The sequence below is a fragment of the Streptomyces sp. BRA346 genome, assembly GCF_052851135.1.
In genome coordinates this window covers 107,758-122,985 of sequence record NZ_JAIWIH010000001.1, presented here as the reverse complement: position 1 = coordinate 122,985, position 15,228 = coordinate 107,758, and the positions used below count along the sequence as shown (strand labels likewise).

The 15,228-nt window shown below is 72.3% G+C and carries 21 protein-coding genes; 9 read left to right on the top strand and 12 right to left on the bottom strand.

Going from position 1 to position 15,228, the window contains the following annotated elements; all coding sequences use genetic code 11:
* Positions 1-85: 85 nt before the first annotated feature.
* From LCH29_RS00675 to tsaB, 5 genes are read right to left on the bottom strand one after another with little or no spacing between them, the layout of a single operon-like run.
* Entirely contained in the window at positions 86-715 is a 630-nt protein-coding gene (locus LCH29_RS00675) for a hypothetical protein (protein WP_446459677.1), read from the bottom strand.
* The gene (locus LCH29_RS00670) at positions 691-945 is read right to left on the bottom strand and encodes a hypothetical protein (RefSeq protein ID WP_446459676.1); all 255 of its coding nucleotides are present in this window, start codon (positions 943-945) and stop codon (positions 691-693) included. The genes LCH29_RS00675 and LCH29_RS00670 overlap by 25 nt, the downstream gene beginning before the upstream one ends.
* The gene (tsaD, locus tag LCH29_RS00665) at positions 942-2,042 is read right to left on the bottom strand and encodes a tRNA (adenosine(37)-N6)-threonylcarbamoyltransferase complex transferase subunit TsaD (RefSeq protein WP_446459675.1); all 1,101 of its coding nucleotides are present in this window, start codon (positions 2,040-2,042) and stop codon (positions 942-944) included. Before tsaD ends, LCH29_RS00670 begins: the two co-directional genes overlap by 4 nt.
* Positions 2,035-2,541, bottom strand: coding sequence for a ribosomal protein S18-alanine N-acetyltransferase (gene rimI, locus LCH29_RS00660; protein ID WP_446459886.1), 507 nt, complete (start codon positions 2,539-2,541; stop codon positions 2,035-2,037). Before rimI ends, tsaD begins: the two co-directional genes overlap by 8 nt.
* A gap of 35 nt (positions 2,542-2,576) precedes the next feature.
* Positions 2,577-3,251, bottom strand: coding sequence for a tRNA (adenosine(37)-N6)-threonylcarbamoyltransferase complex dimerization subunit type 1 TsaB (gene tsaB / locus LCH29_RS00655; RefSeq protein WP_446459674.1), 675 nt, complete (start codon positions 3,249-3,251; stop codon positions 2,577-2,579).
* 126 nt (positions 3,252-3,377) lie between these two features.
* On the opposite strand from tsaB, the gene LCH29_RS00650 reads away from it, so the two are divergent.
* A complete protein-coding gene (locus LCH29_RS00650; RefSeq protein ID WP_446459673.1) occupies positions 3,378-3,938 on the top strand; it encodes a L,D-transpeptidase in 561 nt (186 codons plus the stop codon).
* 10 nt (positions 3,939-3,948) lie between these two features.
* On the opposite strand, the gene LCH29_RS00645 is transcribed toward LCH29_RS00650, so the two are convergent.
* The 4 genes from LCH29_RS00645 to alr form a co-directional block, all read right to left on the bottom strand.
* Positions 3,949-4,137, bottom strand: a complete 189-nt coding sequence (locus tag LCH29_RS00645; protein WP_446459672.1) for a hypothetical protein — start codon at positions 4,135-4,137, stop codon at positions 3,949-3,951.
* A 141-nt stretch (positions 4,138-4,278) separates the two neighbouring features.
* Complete coding sequence (gene tsaE, locus LCH29_RS00640; protein ID WP_446459671.1) at positions 4,279-4,773, bottom strand: tRNA (adenosine(37)-N6)-threonylcarbamoyltransferase complex ATPase subunit type 1 TsaE; 495 nt, start codon at positions 4,771-4,773, stop codon at positions 4,279-4,281.
* Between the two features lie 42 nt (positions 4,774-4,815).
* On the bottom strand, positions 4,816-6,036 hold the full coding sequence (locus LCH29_RS00635; protein WP_446459670.1) for an alpha/beta fold hydrolase: 1,221 nt from the start codon (positions 6,034-6,036) through the stop codon (positions 4,816-4,818).
* A gap of 2 nt (positions 6,037-6,038) precedes the next feature.
* Positions 6,039-7,193, bottom strand: coding sequence for an alanine racemase (gene alr, locus LCH29_RS00630; protein WP_446459669.1), 1,155 nt, complete (start codon positions 7,191-7,193; stop codon positions 6,039-6,041).
* A gap of 110 nt (positions 7,194-7,303) precedes the next feature.
* Here alr and LCH29_RS00625 point away from each other — a divergent pair, with 110 nt between their 5' ends.
* From LCH29_RS00625 to LCH29_RS00590, 8 genes are all read left to right on the top strand, one after another.
* A complete protein-coding gene (locus LCH29_RS00625; protein WP_446459668.1) occupies positions 7,304-8,743 on the top strand; it encodes an NAD(P)H-hydrate dehydratase in 1,440 nt (479 codons plus the stop codon).
* A 234-nt stretch (positions 8,744-8,977) separates the two neighbouring features.
* The gene (locus tag LCH29_RS00620) at positions 8,978-9,226 is read left to right on the top strand and encodes a helix-turn-helix transcriptional regulator (protein WP_446459667.1); all 249 of its coding nucleotides are present in this window, start codon (positions 8,978-8,980) and stop codon (positions 9,224-9,226) included.
* Positions 9,223-9,753 carry a hypothetical protein gene (locus LCH29_RS00615; RefSeq protein ID WP_446459666.1) on the top strand — a complete coding sequence of 177 codons (531 nt, stop codon included), beginning with the start codon at positions 9,223-9,225 and terminating at the stop codon, positions 9,751-9,753. The genes LCH29_RS00620 and LCH29_RS00615 overlap by 4 nt, the downstream gene beginning before the upstream one ends.
* Before the next feature lie 133 nt (positions 9,754-9,886).
* Positions 9,887-10,141 carry a type II toxin-antitoxin system VapB family antitoxin gene (locus LCH29_RS00610; protein WP_398330267.1) on the top strand — a complete coding sequence of 85 codons (255 nt, stop codon included), beginning with the start codon at positions 9,887-9,889 and terminating at the stop codon, positions 10,139-10,141.
* On the top strand, positions 10,138-10,560 hold the full coding sequence (locus tag LCH29_RS00605) for a PIN domain-containing protein (protein WP_446459665.1): 423 nt from the start codon (positions 10,138-10,140) through the stop codon (positions 10,558-10,560). Before LCH29_RS00610 ends, LCH29_RS00605 begins: the two co-directional genes overlap by 4 nt.
* Before the next feature lie 137 nt (positions 10,561-10,697).
* Positions 10,698-11,465 carry a maleylpyruvate isomerase family mycothiol-dependent enzyme gene (locus tag LCH29_RS00600; RefSeq protein WP_446459664.1) on the top strand — a complete coding sequence of 256 codons (768 nt, stop codon included), beginning with the start codon at positions 10,698-10,700 and terminating at the stop codon, positions 11,463-11,465.
* Complete coding sequence (locus LCH29_RS00595; protein ID WP_446459663.1) at positions 11,462-12,352, top strand: aminoglycoside phosphotransferase family protein; 891 nt, start codon at positions 11,462-11,464, stop codon at positions 12,350-12,352. Before LCH29_RS00600 ends, LCH29_RS00595 begins: the two co-directional genes overlap by 4 nt.
* 35 nt (positions 12,353-12,387) lie before the next feature.
* Positions 12,388-13,083, top strand: coding sequence for a hypothetical protein (locus LCH29_RS00590; protein WP_446459662.1), 696 nt, complete (start codon positions 12,388-12,390; stop codon positions 13,081-13,083).
* Between the two features lie 9 nt (positions 13,084-13,092).
* Here LCH29_RS00590 and LCH29_RS00585 read toward each other — a convergent pair whose 3' ends face one another.
* From LCH29_RS00585 to LCH29_RS00575, 3 genes are all read right to left on the bottom strand, one after another.
* Positions 13,093-13,434 (bottom strand): VOC family protein, encoded by a 342-nt coding sequence (locus tag LCH29_RS00585; protein WP_446459661.1) that lies wholly within the window; start codon positions 13,432-13,434, stop codon positions 13,093-13,095.
* Positions 13,435-13,501: 67 nt separating this feature from the next.
* On the bottom strand, positions 13,502-14,323 hold the full coding sequence (locus LCH29_RS00580; RefSeq protein ID WP_446459660.1) for a phosphotransferase: 822 nt from the start codon (positions 14,321-14,323) through the stop codon (positions 13,502-13,504).
* Positions 14,323-15,201: a radical SAM protein gene (locus LCH29_RS00575; RefSeq protein ID WP_446459659.1), complete on the bottom strand. Its 879-nt coding sequence runs from the start codon at positions 15,199-15,201 to the stop codon at positions 14,323-14,325. The genes LCH29_RS00580 and LCH29_RS00575 overlap by 1 nt, the downstream gene beginning before the upstream one ends.
* Positions 15,202-15,228 lie beyond the last annotated feature (27 nt).

The window sequence follows — 15,228 nt, the reverse complement described above, 5'->3', positions numbered from 1 at the left end:
GGAACGCAGTCTCTCAGTTCTGGCGGAGGCGTGAACTCCATTCCTCCGCGGCTCACAGGAACCCGGCCACCGGTCCGCCGCCGGGTCACACCTTCCAGTACTTCGCCACCGCCTGTGCGTACGCCACCCGGTGGTCGAGCCCGCCTTCCCGGACCCGGAACCGGCCGCGCACGGACTCGGTCATGGCCGCCCGTCCGAAGAAGGCACCCGGTCGTTTCCAGGCCGTCCGCAGCGGAGCGTCGAGGGAGTCCGGGGGTGTGTCGGACAGTGCCATGACGACCAGGTACACAAGGACCAGCGGCAGCAGCACCAGGCACAGCAGCAGCGACGGCACCGTCCCCTTCCGCCCGTGCAGCACCGTCCCGTCGGGCAAGTGGATCTCGTACACGGGCCGCCACCGCTTCTTCCGCGGCGGCAGGCGCAGTTCGGCCAGCGGCTCGTGGTCAGGGCTGAGCACGGCGAGGCACCGATCGCCCTTCCGGACGACCACGGCGAGCGGCGAGGCACCGGCCGCGTCGTCGGCGACGACGAAACGTGGCTTGTATCCCTCGGGAAGGGCGCGGCCGTCGGGGGCGCCGCGGCGCACATGGAGCGGGGCGGAGCCTCGGGGGCACAGGGTGTAGCGCCGGGAGTCGGGGACGCGGGTGAAGGTGAGTGACATGGTGTCCGGGTGGAGCGTGCTGGTGTCGTTCAGCCGACCGACTCGAAGCGCCACCGGTGGACGGCCCGGCGTATCAGGTCGGGGCCCGGCTCGGGGAGTTCGGGGAGGTCCGGGGTGTCGTACGTACCGTCCCACCAGGTGATCACGAGCACCCGGTCCTCGGGGGCGCGGAAGGTCTCGCGGCGCAGCGGGGGCGGGTCGAGGGGCTGGTCGGCGGTCCAGGCGAGCAGGTCCGCGCCGCGGCCCTCGACGGCCCGGGCTTCCCACATCAGGGCGACGGTCATGCGTACAGGTTCTTTCGGCTCAGCTCGTGGACGTGGTCGTGGGAGTGTGCCGCGGGCGCCGGGACGTGGGGGTCCGTCACCGGGAGCGAGGAGTCGGCCGACAGGTCCCAGGCCGACGCGGACCGGCCGCGCGCGACCATCTCCGCGCCGAGGGCGGCGACCATCGCGCCGTTGTCCGTGCACAGCTTGGGGCGCGGCACGCGCAGCGTGATGCCCGCGTCCTCGCAGCGGCGCTCGGCCATGGCGCGCAGCCGGGAGTTGGCGGCGACGCCGCCGCCGATCATCAGGTGGTCGACGCCCTCGTCCTTGCAGGCGCGGACGGCCTTGCGGGTCAGGACGTCGGCGACCGCCTCCTGGAAGGAGGCCGAGACGTCGGCGACCGGAACCTCCTCGCCCGCCGCGCGCTTGGCCTCGATCCAGCGGGCGACGGCCGTCTTGAGGCCGGAGAAGGAGAAGTCATACGCGGCGTCGCGCGGGCCGGTCAGCCCGCGCGGGAAGGCGATTGCGTCGGGGTCGCCGTCGCGGGCGATGCGGTCGATGACGGGGCCGCCGGGGAAGCCGAGGTGGAGCACCCGGGCGATCTTGTCGAACGCCTCGCCCGCCGCGTCGTCGATGGTCGAGCCCAGCGGCCGGACGTCCGTGGTGATGTCGGGCGCCAGCAGCAGCGACGAGTGGCCGCCGCTGACCAGCAGCGCCATGGTCGGCTCGGGCAGCGCGCCGTGTTCGAGCTGGTCGACGCAGATGTGGGAGGCGAGGTGGTTGACGCCGTACAGCGGCTTGCCGAGGGCGTACGCGTACGCCTTGGCGGCCGAGACGCCGACGAGCAGGGCGCCCGCGAGGCCGGGACCGGCGGTGACGGCGATGCCGTCGAGGTCGGAGGCGGCGACTCCGGCGTCCTTCAGGGCCCGCTGGATGGTCGGGACCATCGCCTCCAGGTGGGCGCGGCTGGCGACCTCGGGGACGACGCCGCCGTAGCGGGCGTGTTCGTCGACGCTGGAGGCGACCGCGTCGGCGAGCAGGGTGTGGCCGCGCACGATCCCGACGCCGGTCTCGTCGCAGGAGGTCTCGATGCCGAGGACGAGCGGTTCGTCAGCCATGGGTCTTCGTTCCTTGTACGGATGTTCCTGGATCGGATGAGGGGGTCGCGGCGGTGGTCGCCGGGCCGGTCAGGCGCATGACCAGCGCGTCGACGTTGCCGGGCTGGTAGTAGCCCTTGCGGATGCCGATGGGTTCGAAGCCGAAGCGCTCGTAGAGGCGCTGGGCGCGGGTGTTGTCGACCCGTACTTCGAGGAGGACTTCGCGGCATTCGAAGGCGGTGGCGGCGTTGAGCAGGTCGGTGAGGAGGCGGGCGCCGAGGCCGGTGCCCCAGTGGTCGCGGGCGGTGGCGATGGTCTGGACGTCGCCGGTGCGGTCGAAGACGGCCAGCCCGGCGTAGCCGACTATGCGGCCGTCGGTCTCGGCGACCGTGTAGTGGCGGGTGGCGGCGCCGCCGCGGGCGTGTGCCAGCTCGGACCAGAACATGCCGCGGGACCAGGCGTCCTCGGGGAACAGTTCCTCTTCGAGCGCCAGCACCGGGTCGATGTCCCACCAGCGCATCTCGCGCAGTGCGACGTCTTCGTGAGCGGTGTCCGTCACTTGGGGGTGACCACCTTGTAGTTGGCGGGCACCTGGGCGTCGGGGCGGCGCAGATAGAGCGGCCGGTCGGGCAGCAGCGTCTCGCCGCGGGCCAGCTTCTCGGCGGCGAGTGAGGCCAGCGCGCCCGCCGACTGGTACTCGGGCATGCCCGCGGGGACGTCCGCGAAGGCGGCGGGGTAGAGCAGGGCGCCCGCGCCGACGGCCGGGAGCCCGGCGACGCCGGGCCGCTCGGTGAGGTCGGCGGGGTGGTCGACGGCGGGCTCGGTGACGCGGGTGCGCGGGTCGTCGTACCGCGCCCAGTACACCTCCTTGCGGCGGGCGTCGGTGGCCACCACGAAGGGGCCGGTGAGCCCGGCCCGCCCGGCGGCGTACGCGATCCCGTCCAGCGTGCACAGTCCGTGCACGGGCACGCCGAGGGCGGCGCCGAAGGTGGCCGCGGTGACCAGCCCGACCCGCAGCCCGGTGTACGGGCCCGGGCCGACGCCGACGACGATGTCCGTCACGGTCCCCAGCTCCACGCCCGCCGTGCCCAGGGCCCGGTGGACGGCGGGCAGCAGCAGTTCGCCGTGGCGCCGGGCGTCGACCTCGGCGGTCTCGGCGAGGACTTCGGTGCCGTCGTGGAGTGCGACGGTCACGGCGGGGGTGGCGGTATCAAGCGCGAGCAACAGCACGAGGACAGCCTACGGCGCCGCCGGGGGCGGTCGCGGTGGACCGGTGGCGGCCGTCCGCCGGTGCTACCGTCGTGATATTGCGTACGGGCGGTAAGCACGTACTGACCACAGGAGAGGGTGGCCACCGTGCCAAGGAGCAGCACCGGGTCCGCCGTGGCCGTTCTGACCGCGGCCGCGCTGGGCGTCGTCGGCTTTCTCGGTTACCAGGCCAAGGCCACCGCCCCGGACCACCGCACCCAGGAACGGCGCAGCTCGCAGGCGACCGACTCGAAGGGCAAGACGAAGGACAAGGCGGAGAAGAAGTCCACCGCGCTTCCCAAGGGCTCCGGCACCGGTGTGCGCGTCGTCTACTCCCTGGGCGCCAACCGGGTCTGGCTGGTCGGCGCCGACGGCAAGGCCACCCGCACGTATCCGGTGGGTGCCAGTTCGGCGAGCCCCGACCCGGGCACGTACGCGGTCACGTCCCGTAACCCGAGCGGTGTCGGCTCGGACGGGGTGCAGGTGGAGCACATCGTGGTGTTTCACCAGGACGAGGGAGTGACGTTCGGTTTCAGTGCGGCGATGGACGGCGCGATGCCGGACCCGCAGGCGAAGAAGAAGACGGGCGCGGTGCGGGAGTCCCGGGCGGACGGCGCGGCGCTGTGGGAGTTCGCGCAGCCGGGCACGAAGGTCGTCGTGATCGCGTAAGTCCCCCGGGCTACGCCGCGTCGCGCTCCGGCTCGTCCGCGGGACGCTGCTGTGCCTCCGCCTCGACCGCCTCGACGGGGGCCTCCGGTGGGGTGGAGACGGCGCTCGCCGCCGCACAGGCCGCCAGCAGATCCCTCATCGACGGTGACGGGTCATCGCGCCGGGGGTCGTCCAGGGCGGTGGGCTCTTGGGCCGACATGGATGCCTCCTGAGGGTCCTGGTGGGCAGGAGGTTAGGTACGCCTAACCGCGCTTCCCCTACCATGTGACCACGCCCGATGCCCAGAGCGCAACATCATGCCGACGGCCTGTCGGAAACTCTTCCGGAATCTCCCCACGGCTCACCCCGCGAGCGACGCCAGGTCCTCGTCCGCCCAGCGGGGCCCCACACCGGTCACGGCGACGCCGCGTACGTCGCTCTCCTCCGCGGCCGTCCCGTGCGTCCGCTCGATCACCACGTGCAGCCGGTCCTCGGACAGCCCCTCGACCTTGCCCTCGCCCCACTCCACCGCGATCACCGATTCCGGCAGCGAGACGTCCAGGTCGAGGTCCTCCATCTCCTCCAGGCCGCCGCCCAGCCGGTAGGCGTCGACGTGGACCAGCGGAGGGCCGTCGGACAGGGAGGGGTGGACGCGGGCGATCACGAAGGTGGGGGACGTGACCGCGCCCCGGACGCCCAGGCCCTCGCCCAGGCCCCGGGTCAGCGTGGTCTTGCCCGCGCCCAGCTCCCCGGTGAGGAGCACCAGGTCGCCGGGGCGCAGCAGCTTGGCGAGCCGACGGCCCAGGTCCCGCATCTGCTCGGGCGAGGTGACGGTCATGCGTGTGCCTACGTCCATACCGGCGATGGTACGGGCCCCGGGAACGCGGTCCGTGCCGCCTCAGCCCCGGGCCGAACGGCGGCCCGCGCCGTCCCCGGGGACGCCCCCGGCTCCGACCACCTGGGTCAGCAGCTCGGCCAGATGCCCGTTGACCACCTCGGGGTGCTCCAGGATCACCAGATGCCCGCCGTCCTCCACGACCACCAGCTCCGCACCGGGCAGCAGCTCCGCGATGGCCTCGCTGTGTTCCATCGGCGTGATCAGGTCCTTGTCCCCGGCCAGCACCAGCACCGGCACCCCGTCGAAGTACGGCAGCGCCTCCGCCTTGTCGTGGGCGATGAACGCCGGATAGAACTCCGCGACCACATCGATCGGCGTCGCCTCGATCAGCCGCTCCGCGAACCGGGCCACCCCCGGGTCCACGTCCTTCGTCCCGAACGAATAGCGCTTGATCAGCCCCGCGAAGAGGTCCGCGGTCGCCCGGCGGCCCCGCTCCACCAGTTCCACCTGCCAGCCGAGCGCCTTGAGCAGCCCGGGCAGCACCCGCCGCACCGCGTTCATGCCGACGACCGGGAGGCCGAAGCTGACCTCGCCGAGCCGTCCCGCAGAGGTGCCGACGAACGCCGCGCCGACCACCCGGTCCCGGATCAGCTCCGGGTACTGGGCGGCCAGCGCCATCATCGTCATGCCGCCCATGGAGTGGCCGACCAGCACCAGCGGCCCCTCGGGCGCGGCCGCGTCGATCACGGCCTTCAGATCGCGGCCCAGCTGGTCGATGCTGACCTGGGTGCCGTTCGTCTGGGCGCAGCCGCGCTGGGAGCGGCCGTGGCAGCGCTGGTCCCAGTAGACGGTGCGGACCACATCGCGCAGCGCGGCCCGCTGGAAGTGCCAGGAGTCCTGGCCGAGGCAGTAGCCATGGCTGAAGATCACGGTCACGGGGGCCGCGGGCGCCCGGCGGGCGAACCGGCGCTTGCGGCGGGTGGGCGCGACCGGTTCGCGTATCTCCTCGACCTCGTAGTACAGCTCCGTGCCGTCGTCGGCGACCGCCCGCCCCGGGGTGCCGCGCAGGGTGCCGTAGGGGCCCTCCGCGTCCAGGGCGAGGCGCGCCTTGCGCCGTACGCCGCGGCCGACGGTCAGCCGCTCCAGGGCGACGCCCATCGCCGCGCCCGCCGCGACCACGCCGATCGCGGCCCCCGCGAACCCGGCGCCCCGGCGCCAGCCCACGGCTGTGGCCCCCGCCGCGACCTTCGTCGCCGTCTCCACCGTGCTCTCGTCGCCCATGGTCAGATCCCTGTGCCCCCGAGGTCACCTACATAAACGCGGGGGACCCGGGCGCTGATCCGGGTCACGATCTCGTACGCGATCGACCCCACGGCCCGTGCCCAGTCCTCCGCGGTCGGCTCCCCGCGGTCGCCGGGACCGAACAGCACCGCCTCGTCCCCCGGCTCCGCGCTGTCGCCGCCGAGGTCGACCACGAACTGGTCCATGGCCACGGTGCCCGCGATGGTCCGCCACTTGCCCGCGACCAGCACCGGGCCGGTGCCCGAGGCGTGCCGCGGAATCCCGTCACCGTAGCCGAGCGGCACCAGCGCGAGGGTGGTCTCGCCGGGGGTGACGTAGCGGTGGCCGTAACTGACCCCGTGCCCGCCCGGCACCTGCTTCACCGCGGCCAGCGAGGCCTTCAGCGTCATCACCGGGCGCAGCCCGAAGTCGGCGGGCACGCCCAGCTCCGGGCTGGGCGAGATCCCGTACAGGGCGATGCCGGTCCGTACCAGGTCGAAGTGCGACTCGGGGATGGTCAGGGTCGCCGGGGAGTTCGCCAGGTGCCGCACCTCCGGCCGCAGCCCCGCCCGTTCCGCCTGGTCCACCATCTCGCGGAAGACGGTCAGCTGGGCGGCGATCGACGGGTGGCCCGGCTCGTCCGCGCACGCGAAGTGCGACCACAGCCCGGTCACCTTGACCGTGCCCGCCGCCTCCGCGGCCAGGGCCTCGGCGACGAGGTCAGGCCAGTCGGCGGGCGGGCAGCCGTTGCGGCCGAGCCCGGTGTCGGCCTTGAGCTGGACGCGCGCGGTGCGCCCGCACGCGCGGGCCGCCGCGACGGCCTCGCGCAGCGCCCACGCGCCGCTGGCCGAGACGTCGATGTCCGCCTCGATCGCCTGCCGCCACGGCCCGCCCGGTGTCCACAGCCAGCACATCAGCCGCCCCTGGTCGCCCGCCGCGCGCAGCGCGAGCGCCTCCTCGGGCGTGGCCGTGCCCAGCCAGCCCGCGCCCGCCGCGCGGGCGGCGCGCGCGCACGGGACCGCGCCGTGGCCATAGCCGTCCGACTTGACCACGGCCATCAGCTCGGCTGTGGGCGCTGCTTCTCGCAGCGCCCGAACGTTGTCCCGCAGGGCGGTCAGATCGACCACGGCGCGGGCGCGCATCGGTGTCTCGTCCATCTCCGTCAGTGTCTCAGGCCGATCGGTGGACCGGAGGATGTACCGGAATGCGTGCTTCCGGAATGTGTGCTTCCAAGCGCGGAGTGCCCTCCGTTCGGGAGACTATGGGCATGAGGATCGCCTACAGCGTCGAGACCGTACGAGCCGCTGAACAGGACCTGATGGCGCGGCTGCCCGAAGGAACACTCATGCAGCGCGCGGCAGCCGGACTCGCCGCCGCCTGCGCCGACCTGCTCAACCGGGTCTACGGGGCCCGCGTCGCCCTGCTGACCGGCAGCGGCGACAACGGGGGCGACGCGCTCTACGCGGGCGCCCGGCTGGCCCGGCGCGGCGCCGGCGTCACCGCCGTCCTGCTCTCCCCCGACCGCGCCCACCCCGGGGGCTTGCGCGCCCTGCGCGCGGCGGGCGGACGCGCGGTGACCGCCGCCGAGGGCGAACCTGCCCTGATGCACGCCGACCTCGTCCTCGACGGCATCGTCGGCATCGGCGGCACGGGCGGCCTGCGGGAGGAAGCCGAGCGGCTCGTCCGGCTCGTCCGCGGCACCGTCGTCGCCGTCGACCTCCCCAGCGGGGTCGACGCCGACACCGGCGAGGTGCGGGGCGCGGCGGTGCGCGCCGACGCCACCGTCACCTTCGGTACGTACAAGCCCGGGCTGCTCATCGACCCCGCCCACGAGCACGCGGGCGCCCTCCGCCTGGTCGACATCGGTCTGGGGTCGTATCTCCCCTCCACCCCCGACGCGGAAGCCCTCCAGCACGACGACGTCGCCGCCCTCCTCCCCCGTCCGACCGCCGAGAGCGACAAGTACCGGCGCGGCGTCGTCGGCGTCGTCGCGGGCTCCGCCCGCTACCCGGGCGCCGCCGTCCTCGCCGTCGCGGGCGCCCTGCGCGGCGGCGCGGGTGCCGTACGGTACGTCGGCCCCGGCGCCGACACCGTCATCGCCCGCTTCCCCGAAACCCTCGTCCACACCGGGCCCCCGGCCAAGGCGGGCCGCGTCCAGTCCTGGGTCGTCGGCCCCGGCCTCGGCGACGGCGCCGCCGCCCGGCACTCCCTGGACGACGTCCTCGGCTCCGACATCCCCGTCCTCGTCGACGCCGACGGCCTCCACCTCCTCCCCTCCGGCGGCCTCCACGGCCGCGCCGCCGCCACCGTCCTCACCCCGCACGCGGGCGAGGCGGCCGCGCTGCTCGGGGCGAGCCGCGAGGAGGTCGAGTCCGGGCGGCTCGCCGCCGTACGGGCCCTGGCCGACAAGTACGGCGCCACCGTGCTGCTCAAGGGCTCCACCACCCTGGTCGCCTCCCCCGGGCACCCCGTCCGCGTCAACCCCACCGGCACCGCCTGGCTCGCCACCGCGGGCAGCGGCGACGTCCTCTCCGGCCTCACCGGCTCCCTCCTCGCCACCGGCCTCACTGCCCGCGACGCCGCCTCGGTCGGCGCTTACCTCCACGGCCTGGCCGCCCGCCGCACCACCGCCCCGGCGGGCGCCCCGATCGCGGCGTACGACGTGGCGGCGGCGGTGCCGGACGCCTGGCGGGACGTGCTGGGCTGACGGGCGGAGGTGCCTGGGGTTCGCTTGGGGTGCCGGGTGCGGCTCTGTGGGTGGTGCGCCCGGGGTGCGTGGTGGGTACGGGTGCGGGGCCTCCGGGGCGGGGCCCTGGACCGTCGGCGATGCCGACCGGCTCACCGGCCCGACTGAGCGCGCGAGTTGACCAGCGACATCCCCGATCCACCGGAGCGGTGCGGGTGGTTGCACTTGTCGCTCAGCATGTAGTACTTCTTATACATGGGCGAGCAGGTGCACAACAGACTGGCCGTGGTTCGCGCCGAGCGGAAGGTGTCGCGCCAGCGCTTGGCCGAGGCGGTGGGGGCGCACTACCAGACCATCGGCTACATCGAGCGGGGGCAGTACAACCCGAGCCTCGACCTGGCACTGAAGATCGCGAAGTTCTTCGCGCTACCGGTGGAGGCACTGTTCTCACTCGAACCGTTCCAGCCGCTCACGGATGAGATATACGGGAGGAAAACGTCATGACCACGCCGCGACTGACGCGCTACGACCACAGCATGATGCGACTGATGAACGACCGCCGAGGTCAGCCCCTGTACGCCACGGCCACCCGTCGACGCCTGGCCGTCGCCGCGCATCTGGTGCTGACCGTGGGCATGGGCGGACTGATGGCCTACTCCTACCTCGCAGAGGGGGAACCGGTCTGGGCCTTCGTCGTCATGGCGGTGCTGCTGCTGCCGTGGATGGTCGCGACCGGGGTGATCAATGCGGCCACCCGTGGCCTGCTCGAACTGCGCGAACGAGCGCTGGACGAGCGGCAATCCGCCGAACGCACCCGGGTGCAAGCCCGCGCCCACCGGGCGATGACCCTGCTCCTTGCCGCAGCCGCCGCCGGCCTGCTGATCGCGGGCGCAGCCGAAGGCAATGCCCCCACGGCGTATGCGGCGCCGGTGCTCATCGCGGTCCTCGCAGTGCACTGGCTGATGCCGCTGTGGGTGGCCGGCCTGATGGCCAAGGACGAGCCGACCGAAGACGACGGCCTCGCGGCCTGACGAATAGCACGACACTTCGCAACCAGGCGCCTGAGCCCCATCCACGACGGCGGCCTCAGCCAAAACGATATCTACTGCCGCGAGTCACTGCTATCGTTTTCGTGACGGAAGCATTCACGAAGGGACCTTCCGCATGGCCAGAACCGTCATCGACCTCGACGAAGACATGGTCGCGGAGGCCATGCGTATCTTCGGCACCAAGACCAAGGCCAAGGCCGTCCGCCTCGCCATGGAGGACGCCGTCAAGAGGCACCTTCGACAGGAAGGCTTCGACGCCATCGAGGCCGGTGAGCTCGACTTCAGTGAGATCGTCGAGAACACCGGACCCCGCAACGCCGACGGCTCCCTCAAGCACAACGGCGACCGCGACGGAGGCCGGGCCGCTTGACACAGGACCGGTACCTGGTCGATAAGTCCGCCCTGGCCCGCTGGACGAAGCCAAGCGTCAAGGAAGTGCTCAAGCCCCTGCACGAGCGCTACCTCCTCGCCGTGTGCCGACCCACCGAGTACGAGATGATCCACTCCGCACGGGACAGCTCCGAGGCGACCCGGATCAGCACCTGGCTCCACGCCTTCGACTACCTCCACGCCGACGACCACATCTTCGGCCACGCCCTGGAAGTCCAGCGCCACGCACTCAACGCAGGCTTCCACCGCGCGCTGTCCCTCCCCGACCTACTGATCGCCGCCACGGCAGAACTGCACCAGCGGACAGTCCTGCACTACGACGGCGACTTCGACATGATCGCCTCCCTCACCGGCCAACCCACCGAATGGGTCGTACCGCCCGGCAGTGCGGACCGCTGAGCAGGTCGAGGTCTTCCGCCTCCTGGCCGCCCTCGCGTGGTCCATCGGCTGTACGAGTCGTGGTGGCGTCGCCGGCCCCGCCGGTGGGCCCGTCAATCCGGGGTGACACCGGGGGGATGCGGTCATAACGTGAGCGGGTGACTCTCCTGGGCTTCGACCGCTACCACGCCGAAATCGTCGAACAGACAGACCTGTTGAGGGCCTATCTGGCGGGCGCCGACCCGACGGCCCCGGTGCCGTCCTGCCCGGGCTGGAACCTCGGTCAGCTCGTGCGCCACCTCGGCGGTGCCCACGGGTGGGCCGAGATGGTCGTACGCACCCGGTCGACCGAGCCCGTCCCGGACGACCCGGTCAACGACGTCCCCCGCCACACCGACGAGGACCCCGCCACGCTGAGCACCCGGCTCGGCGACGGCGCCGGGCACCTGGCCGACGCGCTGCGCAAGGCCGGGCCCGACAGGCCGGTGTGGACCCCGGGCCCCGGCGGGACCGCGATGTTCTGGGCGCGCCGGATGACGCACGAGACGGCGGTGCACCGGGCGGACGCGGCGCTCGCGGTCGGCGCCGCGTTCCACCTGGACGAGGACGTGGCCCGCGACGCCCTCGACGAGTGGCTGACGTACAGCACGCTGCCGGAGGCGTACGAGGGCGAACCCGCCCTCCTCGGCCCCGGCCGCACTCTTCGCCTTCAGGCCACCGACGCGGACGCCGAGTGGCTGGTCGACCTCACCGGCGACGCCCCCGTCCTGCACCCCACCGGCGAACAGGCCGCCGTCGAGGTCAGCGGCCCCCTGACGGACCTGCTCCTGCTGCTCTACGGGCGCCCCGCCCCCGGCGTGAAGGTCGTGGGTGACGCGGCGCTGCTCGACCTGTGGCTGAAGCGATCGGGGTTCTGGCTGCAATGACGCCGGTCAGCTCTTCCCGAACCGCGGACTCCCGCCCCGCGGTCGATGCCGCGCTGGCCAGGCACCTGGTCGATACGCAGTTCCCGCAATGGGCCAAGCTACCCCGCAAGCGGCTCGACCCGGCCGGTTCGGACCATGTGATCTACCGGCTGGGCGAGGGGCTGTCCGTCCGGCTGCCCCGCCACGCCGGGGCCATCGGACAGGCCGAGAAGGAGTCCGAGTGGCTTCCCCAGCTGGCCCCGCACCTCCCGCTCGCCGTCCCACAACCAGTAGCCGTAGGGAAGCCCGACTTCGGCTACCCGTGGCCGTGGGCGGTGTCCCGATGGCTGGACGGAGAGGTGGCGACCGCCGAGGCGCTGGGTGACTCGTCCCGGACCGCCGTCCAGCTGGCGGAGTTCCTGATCGCCCTTCAGCAGCTCCCAACAGGGAACGTCGAAGATCCCGCCGCCGGGTCTCTGACCGGCCGGGACCAGGCGACGCGGGCCGCCATGGCGGAGGTCGACGGCATATTCGACGCGATAGCCATGACCGAGCTGTGGGACGCGGCGCTGGGCACCCCGGGATGGGATCGGCCTCCGGTCTGGTTTCACGGCGACTTCCACACGGGCAACCTGCTGACCCTCGACGGCCGCCTCAGCGCGGTCATCGACTTCGGCGGGCTCAGTGTCGGCGATCCAGCATGCGACCTGACGATCGCCTTCACCCTGATGTCGGTCGAGAGCAGGGCCACTTTCCGGGCAGCGCTCGGCGTGGACGACGCCACCTGGGTCCGGGGCCGCGGGTGGGCCCTGGCCACCGGCTTGAACGCCTACACGTCCTACGCTGCCGTCAACCCCCGGGTCGCGGCGCAGACCACTCGACAGATCACCGCGGCGCTCACCGGCTGAGCGTGTGATCGAGACGGAAGGAAAGGGACGGCAGGGTGACGGCGTCGAGGGCCGCGATCGGGCGGGACGACCTCCGGGTGAAGATCGCCGTGCAGCGGGTGCGGATGGGGGGTGAGGAATTCCGGGTGATCCGCCCGGCGGCGGCGCTGAACAATGGGGCGCTGTACGAAACCGGCGGTCGCTACGAGATGTACGTCGACCGCACGGACGGTCGGCGCATCGGCACCCTGTGGCTGCTTGCGGCGCGGTCCCCGCGGTCGTTGGTCTATCTCCCGCTGCGCGCCACCCCGACCGCGCCTGGAATCGGGTGGCGGGACGAGAAGCCGCTCGATCTCGTGCTGGCCCACAGATCCGTGCAGTTCCGGCCGTCCCGCTGGAAGCGGCTGCGCGAGCGCATCACCGCGGGCAACGCCCCCCGCGAGCTACAAACCGCGAGCGTGCCGGAAGGCGACCTCCAGTCCGACCCCGGCCAGCGGACATCGGACCAGCTCCGCCAGCACGTCCACGCCGAGACGCTGTTCCTGACGGGCACGACGCGGACGTTCCGGGACTCAGCCCGGCATGTCTTCGCCGTAACGAACGAGGGCCCACCCGCTGCCGCGACCCGGCTGTACCTCCCGGGTCCGGGCTGCAACTACCACGTCTGCCGAAGCCTGTACGTCTGGCAGAGTCCGCAGACCCACGATTGGCAAGACCTCCACGTGACGTACACGCCTCGCTGGGTGCAATGAGCGGCAGGCTCAGGGGCCGACATATTCGTAAACCCCGCCGTGGGGATGGCGCAGTACGGCGCGGTGGCCGTTGGGGGTCGGCGCGCTCGGGGCCACCACCTCGGCGCCTCCCGCCACCGCGTCCGCCACCGCTGCGTCGAGGTCCGCCACCGCCAGGGTGGCCGCCACCCCGGCGACTCGCCGCACAGACTCGTCCGGGCCGCTGAACAACAGGAACGGGCCGACGCTTGCCAGGGTGACTCCGGCGAAGGCGAAACGGGATGCGGTGCTCCCGGTGAGCTTCTCGTAGAACGGCACGGCCGCGTCCAGATCCTCGACGCGCTGTCGCACCACCACTGACTCGATAGCCACGGCCTCATCCCCCGTCGTCCGGTTTGCCTTGCATTCTGCCGCGTACCGGAAAATGCTCAGGCAAGACCTATGTCATCACCTGACCAGGCGCCTCTGCCACGCCTCGATGGGCAGCCCACGCCCCTGCGGCTGCGGCCATGTCTTCGAGCCAGGCCGCCTCGGGGTACCGGTCGACACGCGACCGGTTCATGCGGAGGGTGGCGGCGGCGAAGGCGTCGATCGCTGCGGAGTCCGCGTCTGTCCACGCCCGGCACTCGGCCGCCCACCCCTCAGCCGCCTCGGCGGTATGCCCGGCCGCGATGAGCTGCACGACGAGGCATGCGGGATCGATGAACCCGGCGCCCCGGGTCGGCCAGGACCAGTCCACGACCCAGATCCGTTCGTCACCGATCATGAAGTTGTGGGGGTTGACGTCGGTGAAGAGGAGCGTGTCGCCCTCGAAGAGTTCGGCGTCCTTATCGTCGGCGAAGCGGTTCCAGCGGGTCTCGCGCCAGTCGTCTGCCTCGGGAGGCAGGGAGAGATCCTTGATCCGGTTCAGGGCACCGACGATCCGGGGGAGGTCCGCAGAACCCGGTGTGAAGTCCGACGAGCGCCCTTCGACGGACTCGAAACCGAGCGCGATCCACTCGTCATCCTGGGCATGCCACATGAGCTTCGGCGAGATGGCGCGTACGGACGGGTTGACGAGCCGTTCGCGGAGGATGGAAGCTCGGCGGCCTCCGGGCCGGTTGCGGCAGGCCTTGACGAAGACGGGACCGTTCTCGCACATGACCACGGCTGTGACGTCCGAGCCGTTCCCGCGCGAGGTGGGCTCCACGCCACGCTGTTCGCCGGTGTGCGGGCGCACCAGCGCCCACAGCGCTTCGGTGCCTGGCGAGTCGTTGTCCATCAGTTCCTCGGGCCGCACGAACTGCTCGGATATCCGGGGGAGCACTCCCCGTCCCCCACGGGGTCGCACCCATCCTCGTCTTCGCCCCCGCCCTTCGCGACCGCGCTGTGAATGGATGCGCGGACTTCGGCCATGGCGGGACTGCCGAGGATAGTGGCCAGGGGCGTGCTCCGGACGTTCCCGACGCTGAGCAGGGCGGCGGAGAACACGCAGGGGGACACGCTCCCGTCCGGGCCGACGGCAGCCCGGCCGCTGCCGCACCGGCCGCACAGCCCTGAGGTGTCCGGAGCCTGCCCGTGTGCTCCCCGCCCGAAGGGGCGAACGTGATCGATGCTGATGCGCTTCACACCGAGGGCTTCCAGTTCCCGCCGAGCCTCTGAGACCCGCTGTGTCGCGGTGGTCGCGACGATCCCGACACGGAGCGGAACGCCGAGCCGTACGGCCTTCTTGACGTTCGCCAGGGTGCGAGCGTGGCTGGGGCGGCCGGTCACCGCGTTGTGTTCGTCCGCCTGGTCCGAGTAGTACGACGTTGCCAGGGAGGCGCCCTTGCGCCGGAGGAGCGCCCACCAGTCGTCCGTTACGTGCACCAGGTTGCTGTAGACCTCGACGCACAGCCCCAGGGACAGCGCGCGCTCGGCCAAGGCCAGTCCGTCCGGGTGCAGGGTGGGCTCGCCGCCGATGAGCTGGACGCGGCGCACGCCACATTCCGCGGCCTGATCGAGGACGCGTAACCAGTTCTCGCGCGTCATGGTGCCGTGGGTTCCGTCCGGCCCCGAGGCGTTGAAGCACGGAGTGCAGGAGAGCTGGCACTTTCGGGTCAGGTCCAGCCACAGGAAACCGGTGTCCGTGGCGGGGTTGGCAGCAACGATGGTCGTCACAGTCGTGTCCTTTCTTCTTCAGTCGGT

Coding starts and splice junctions, on each gene's coding strand:
- LCH29_RS00670 (WP_446459676.1), bottom strand. CDS start 945: ATGACCGTCGCCCTGATGTGGGAAGCCCGGGCCGTCGAGGGCCGCGGC.
- tsaD (WP_446459675.1), bottom strand. CDS start 2,042: ATGGCTGACGAACCGCTCGTCCTCGGCATCGAGACCTCCTGCGACGAG.
- rimI (WP_446459886.1), bottom strand. CDS start 2,541: ATGCGCTGGTGGGACATCGACCCGGTGCTGGCGCTCGAAGAGGAACTG.
- LCH29_RS00645 (WP_446459672.1), bottom strand. CDS start 4,137: ATGTCGGCCCAAGAGCCCACCGCCCTGGACGACCCCCGGCGCGATGAC.
- tsaE (WP_446459671.1), bottom strand. CDS start 4,773: ATGGACGTAGGCACACGCATGACCGTCACCTCGCCCGAGCAGATGCGG.
- LCH29_RS00635 (WP_446459670.1), bottom strand. CDS start 6,036: ATGGGCGACGAGAGCACGGTGGAGACGGCGACGAAGGTCGCGGCGGGG.
- alr (WP_446459669.1), bottom strand. CDS start 7,193: ATGGACGAGACACCGATGCGCGCCCGCGCCGTGGTCGATCTGACCGCC.
- LCH29_RS00625 (WP_446459668.1), top strand. CDS start 7,304: ATGAGGATCGCCTACAGCGTCGAGACCGTACGAGCCGCTGAACAGGAC.
- LCH29_RS00620 (WP_446459667.1), top strand. CDS start 8,978: ATGGGCGAGCAGGTGCACAACAGACTGGCCGTGGTTCGCGCCGAGCGG.
- LCH29_RS00615 (WP_446459666.1), top strand. CDS start 9,223: ATGACCACGCCGCGACTGACGCGCTACGACCACAGCATGATGCGACTG.
- LCH29_RS00610 (WP_398330267.1), top strand. CDS start 9,887: ATGGCCAGAACCGTCATCGACCTCGACGAAGACATGGTCGCGGAGGCC.
- LCH29_RS00595 (WP_446459663.1), top strand. CDS start 11,462: ATGACGCCGGTCAGCTCTTCCCGAACCGCGGACTCCCGCCCCGCGGTC.
- LCH29_RS00580 (WP_446459660.1), bottom strand. CDS start 14,323: ATGGACAACGACTCGCCAGGCACCGAAGCGCTGTGGGCGCTGGTGCGC.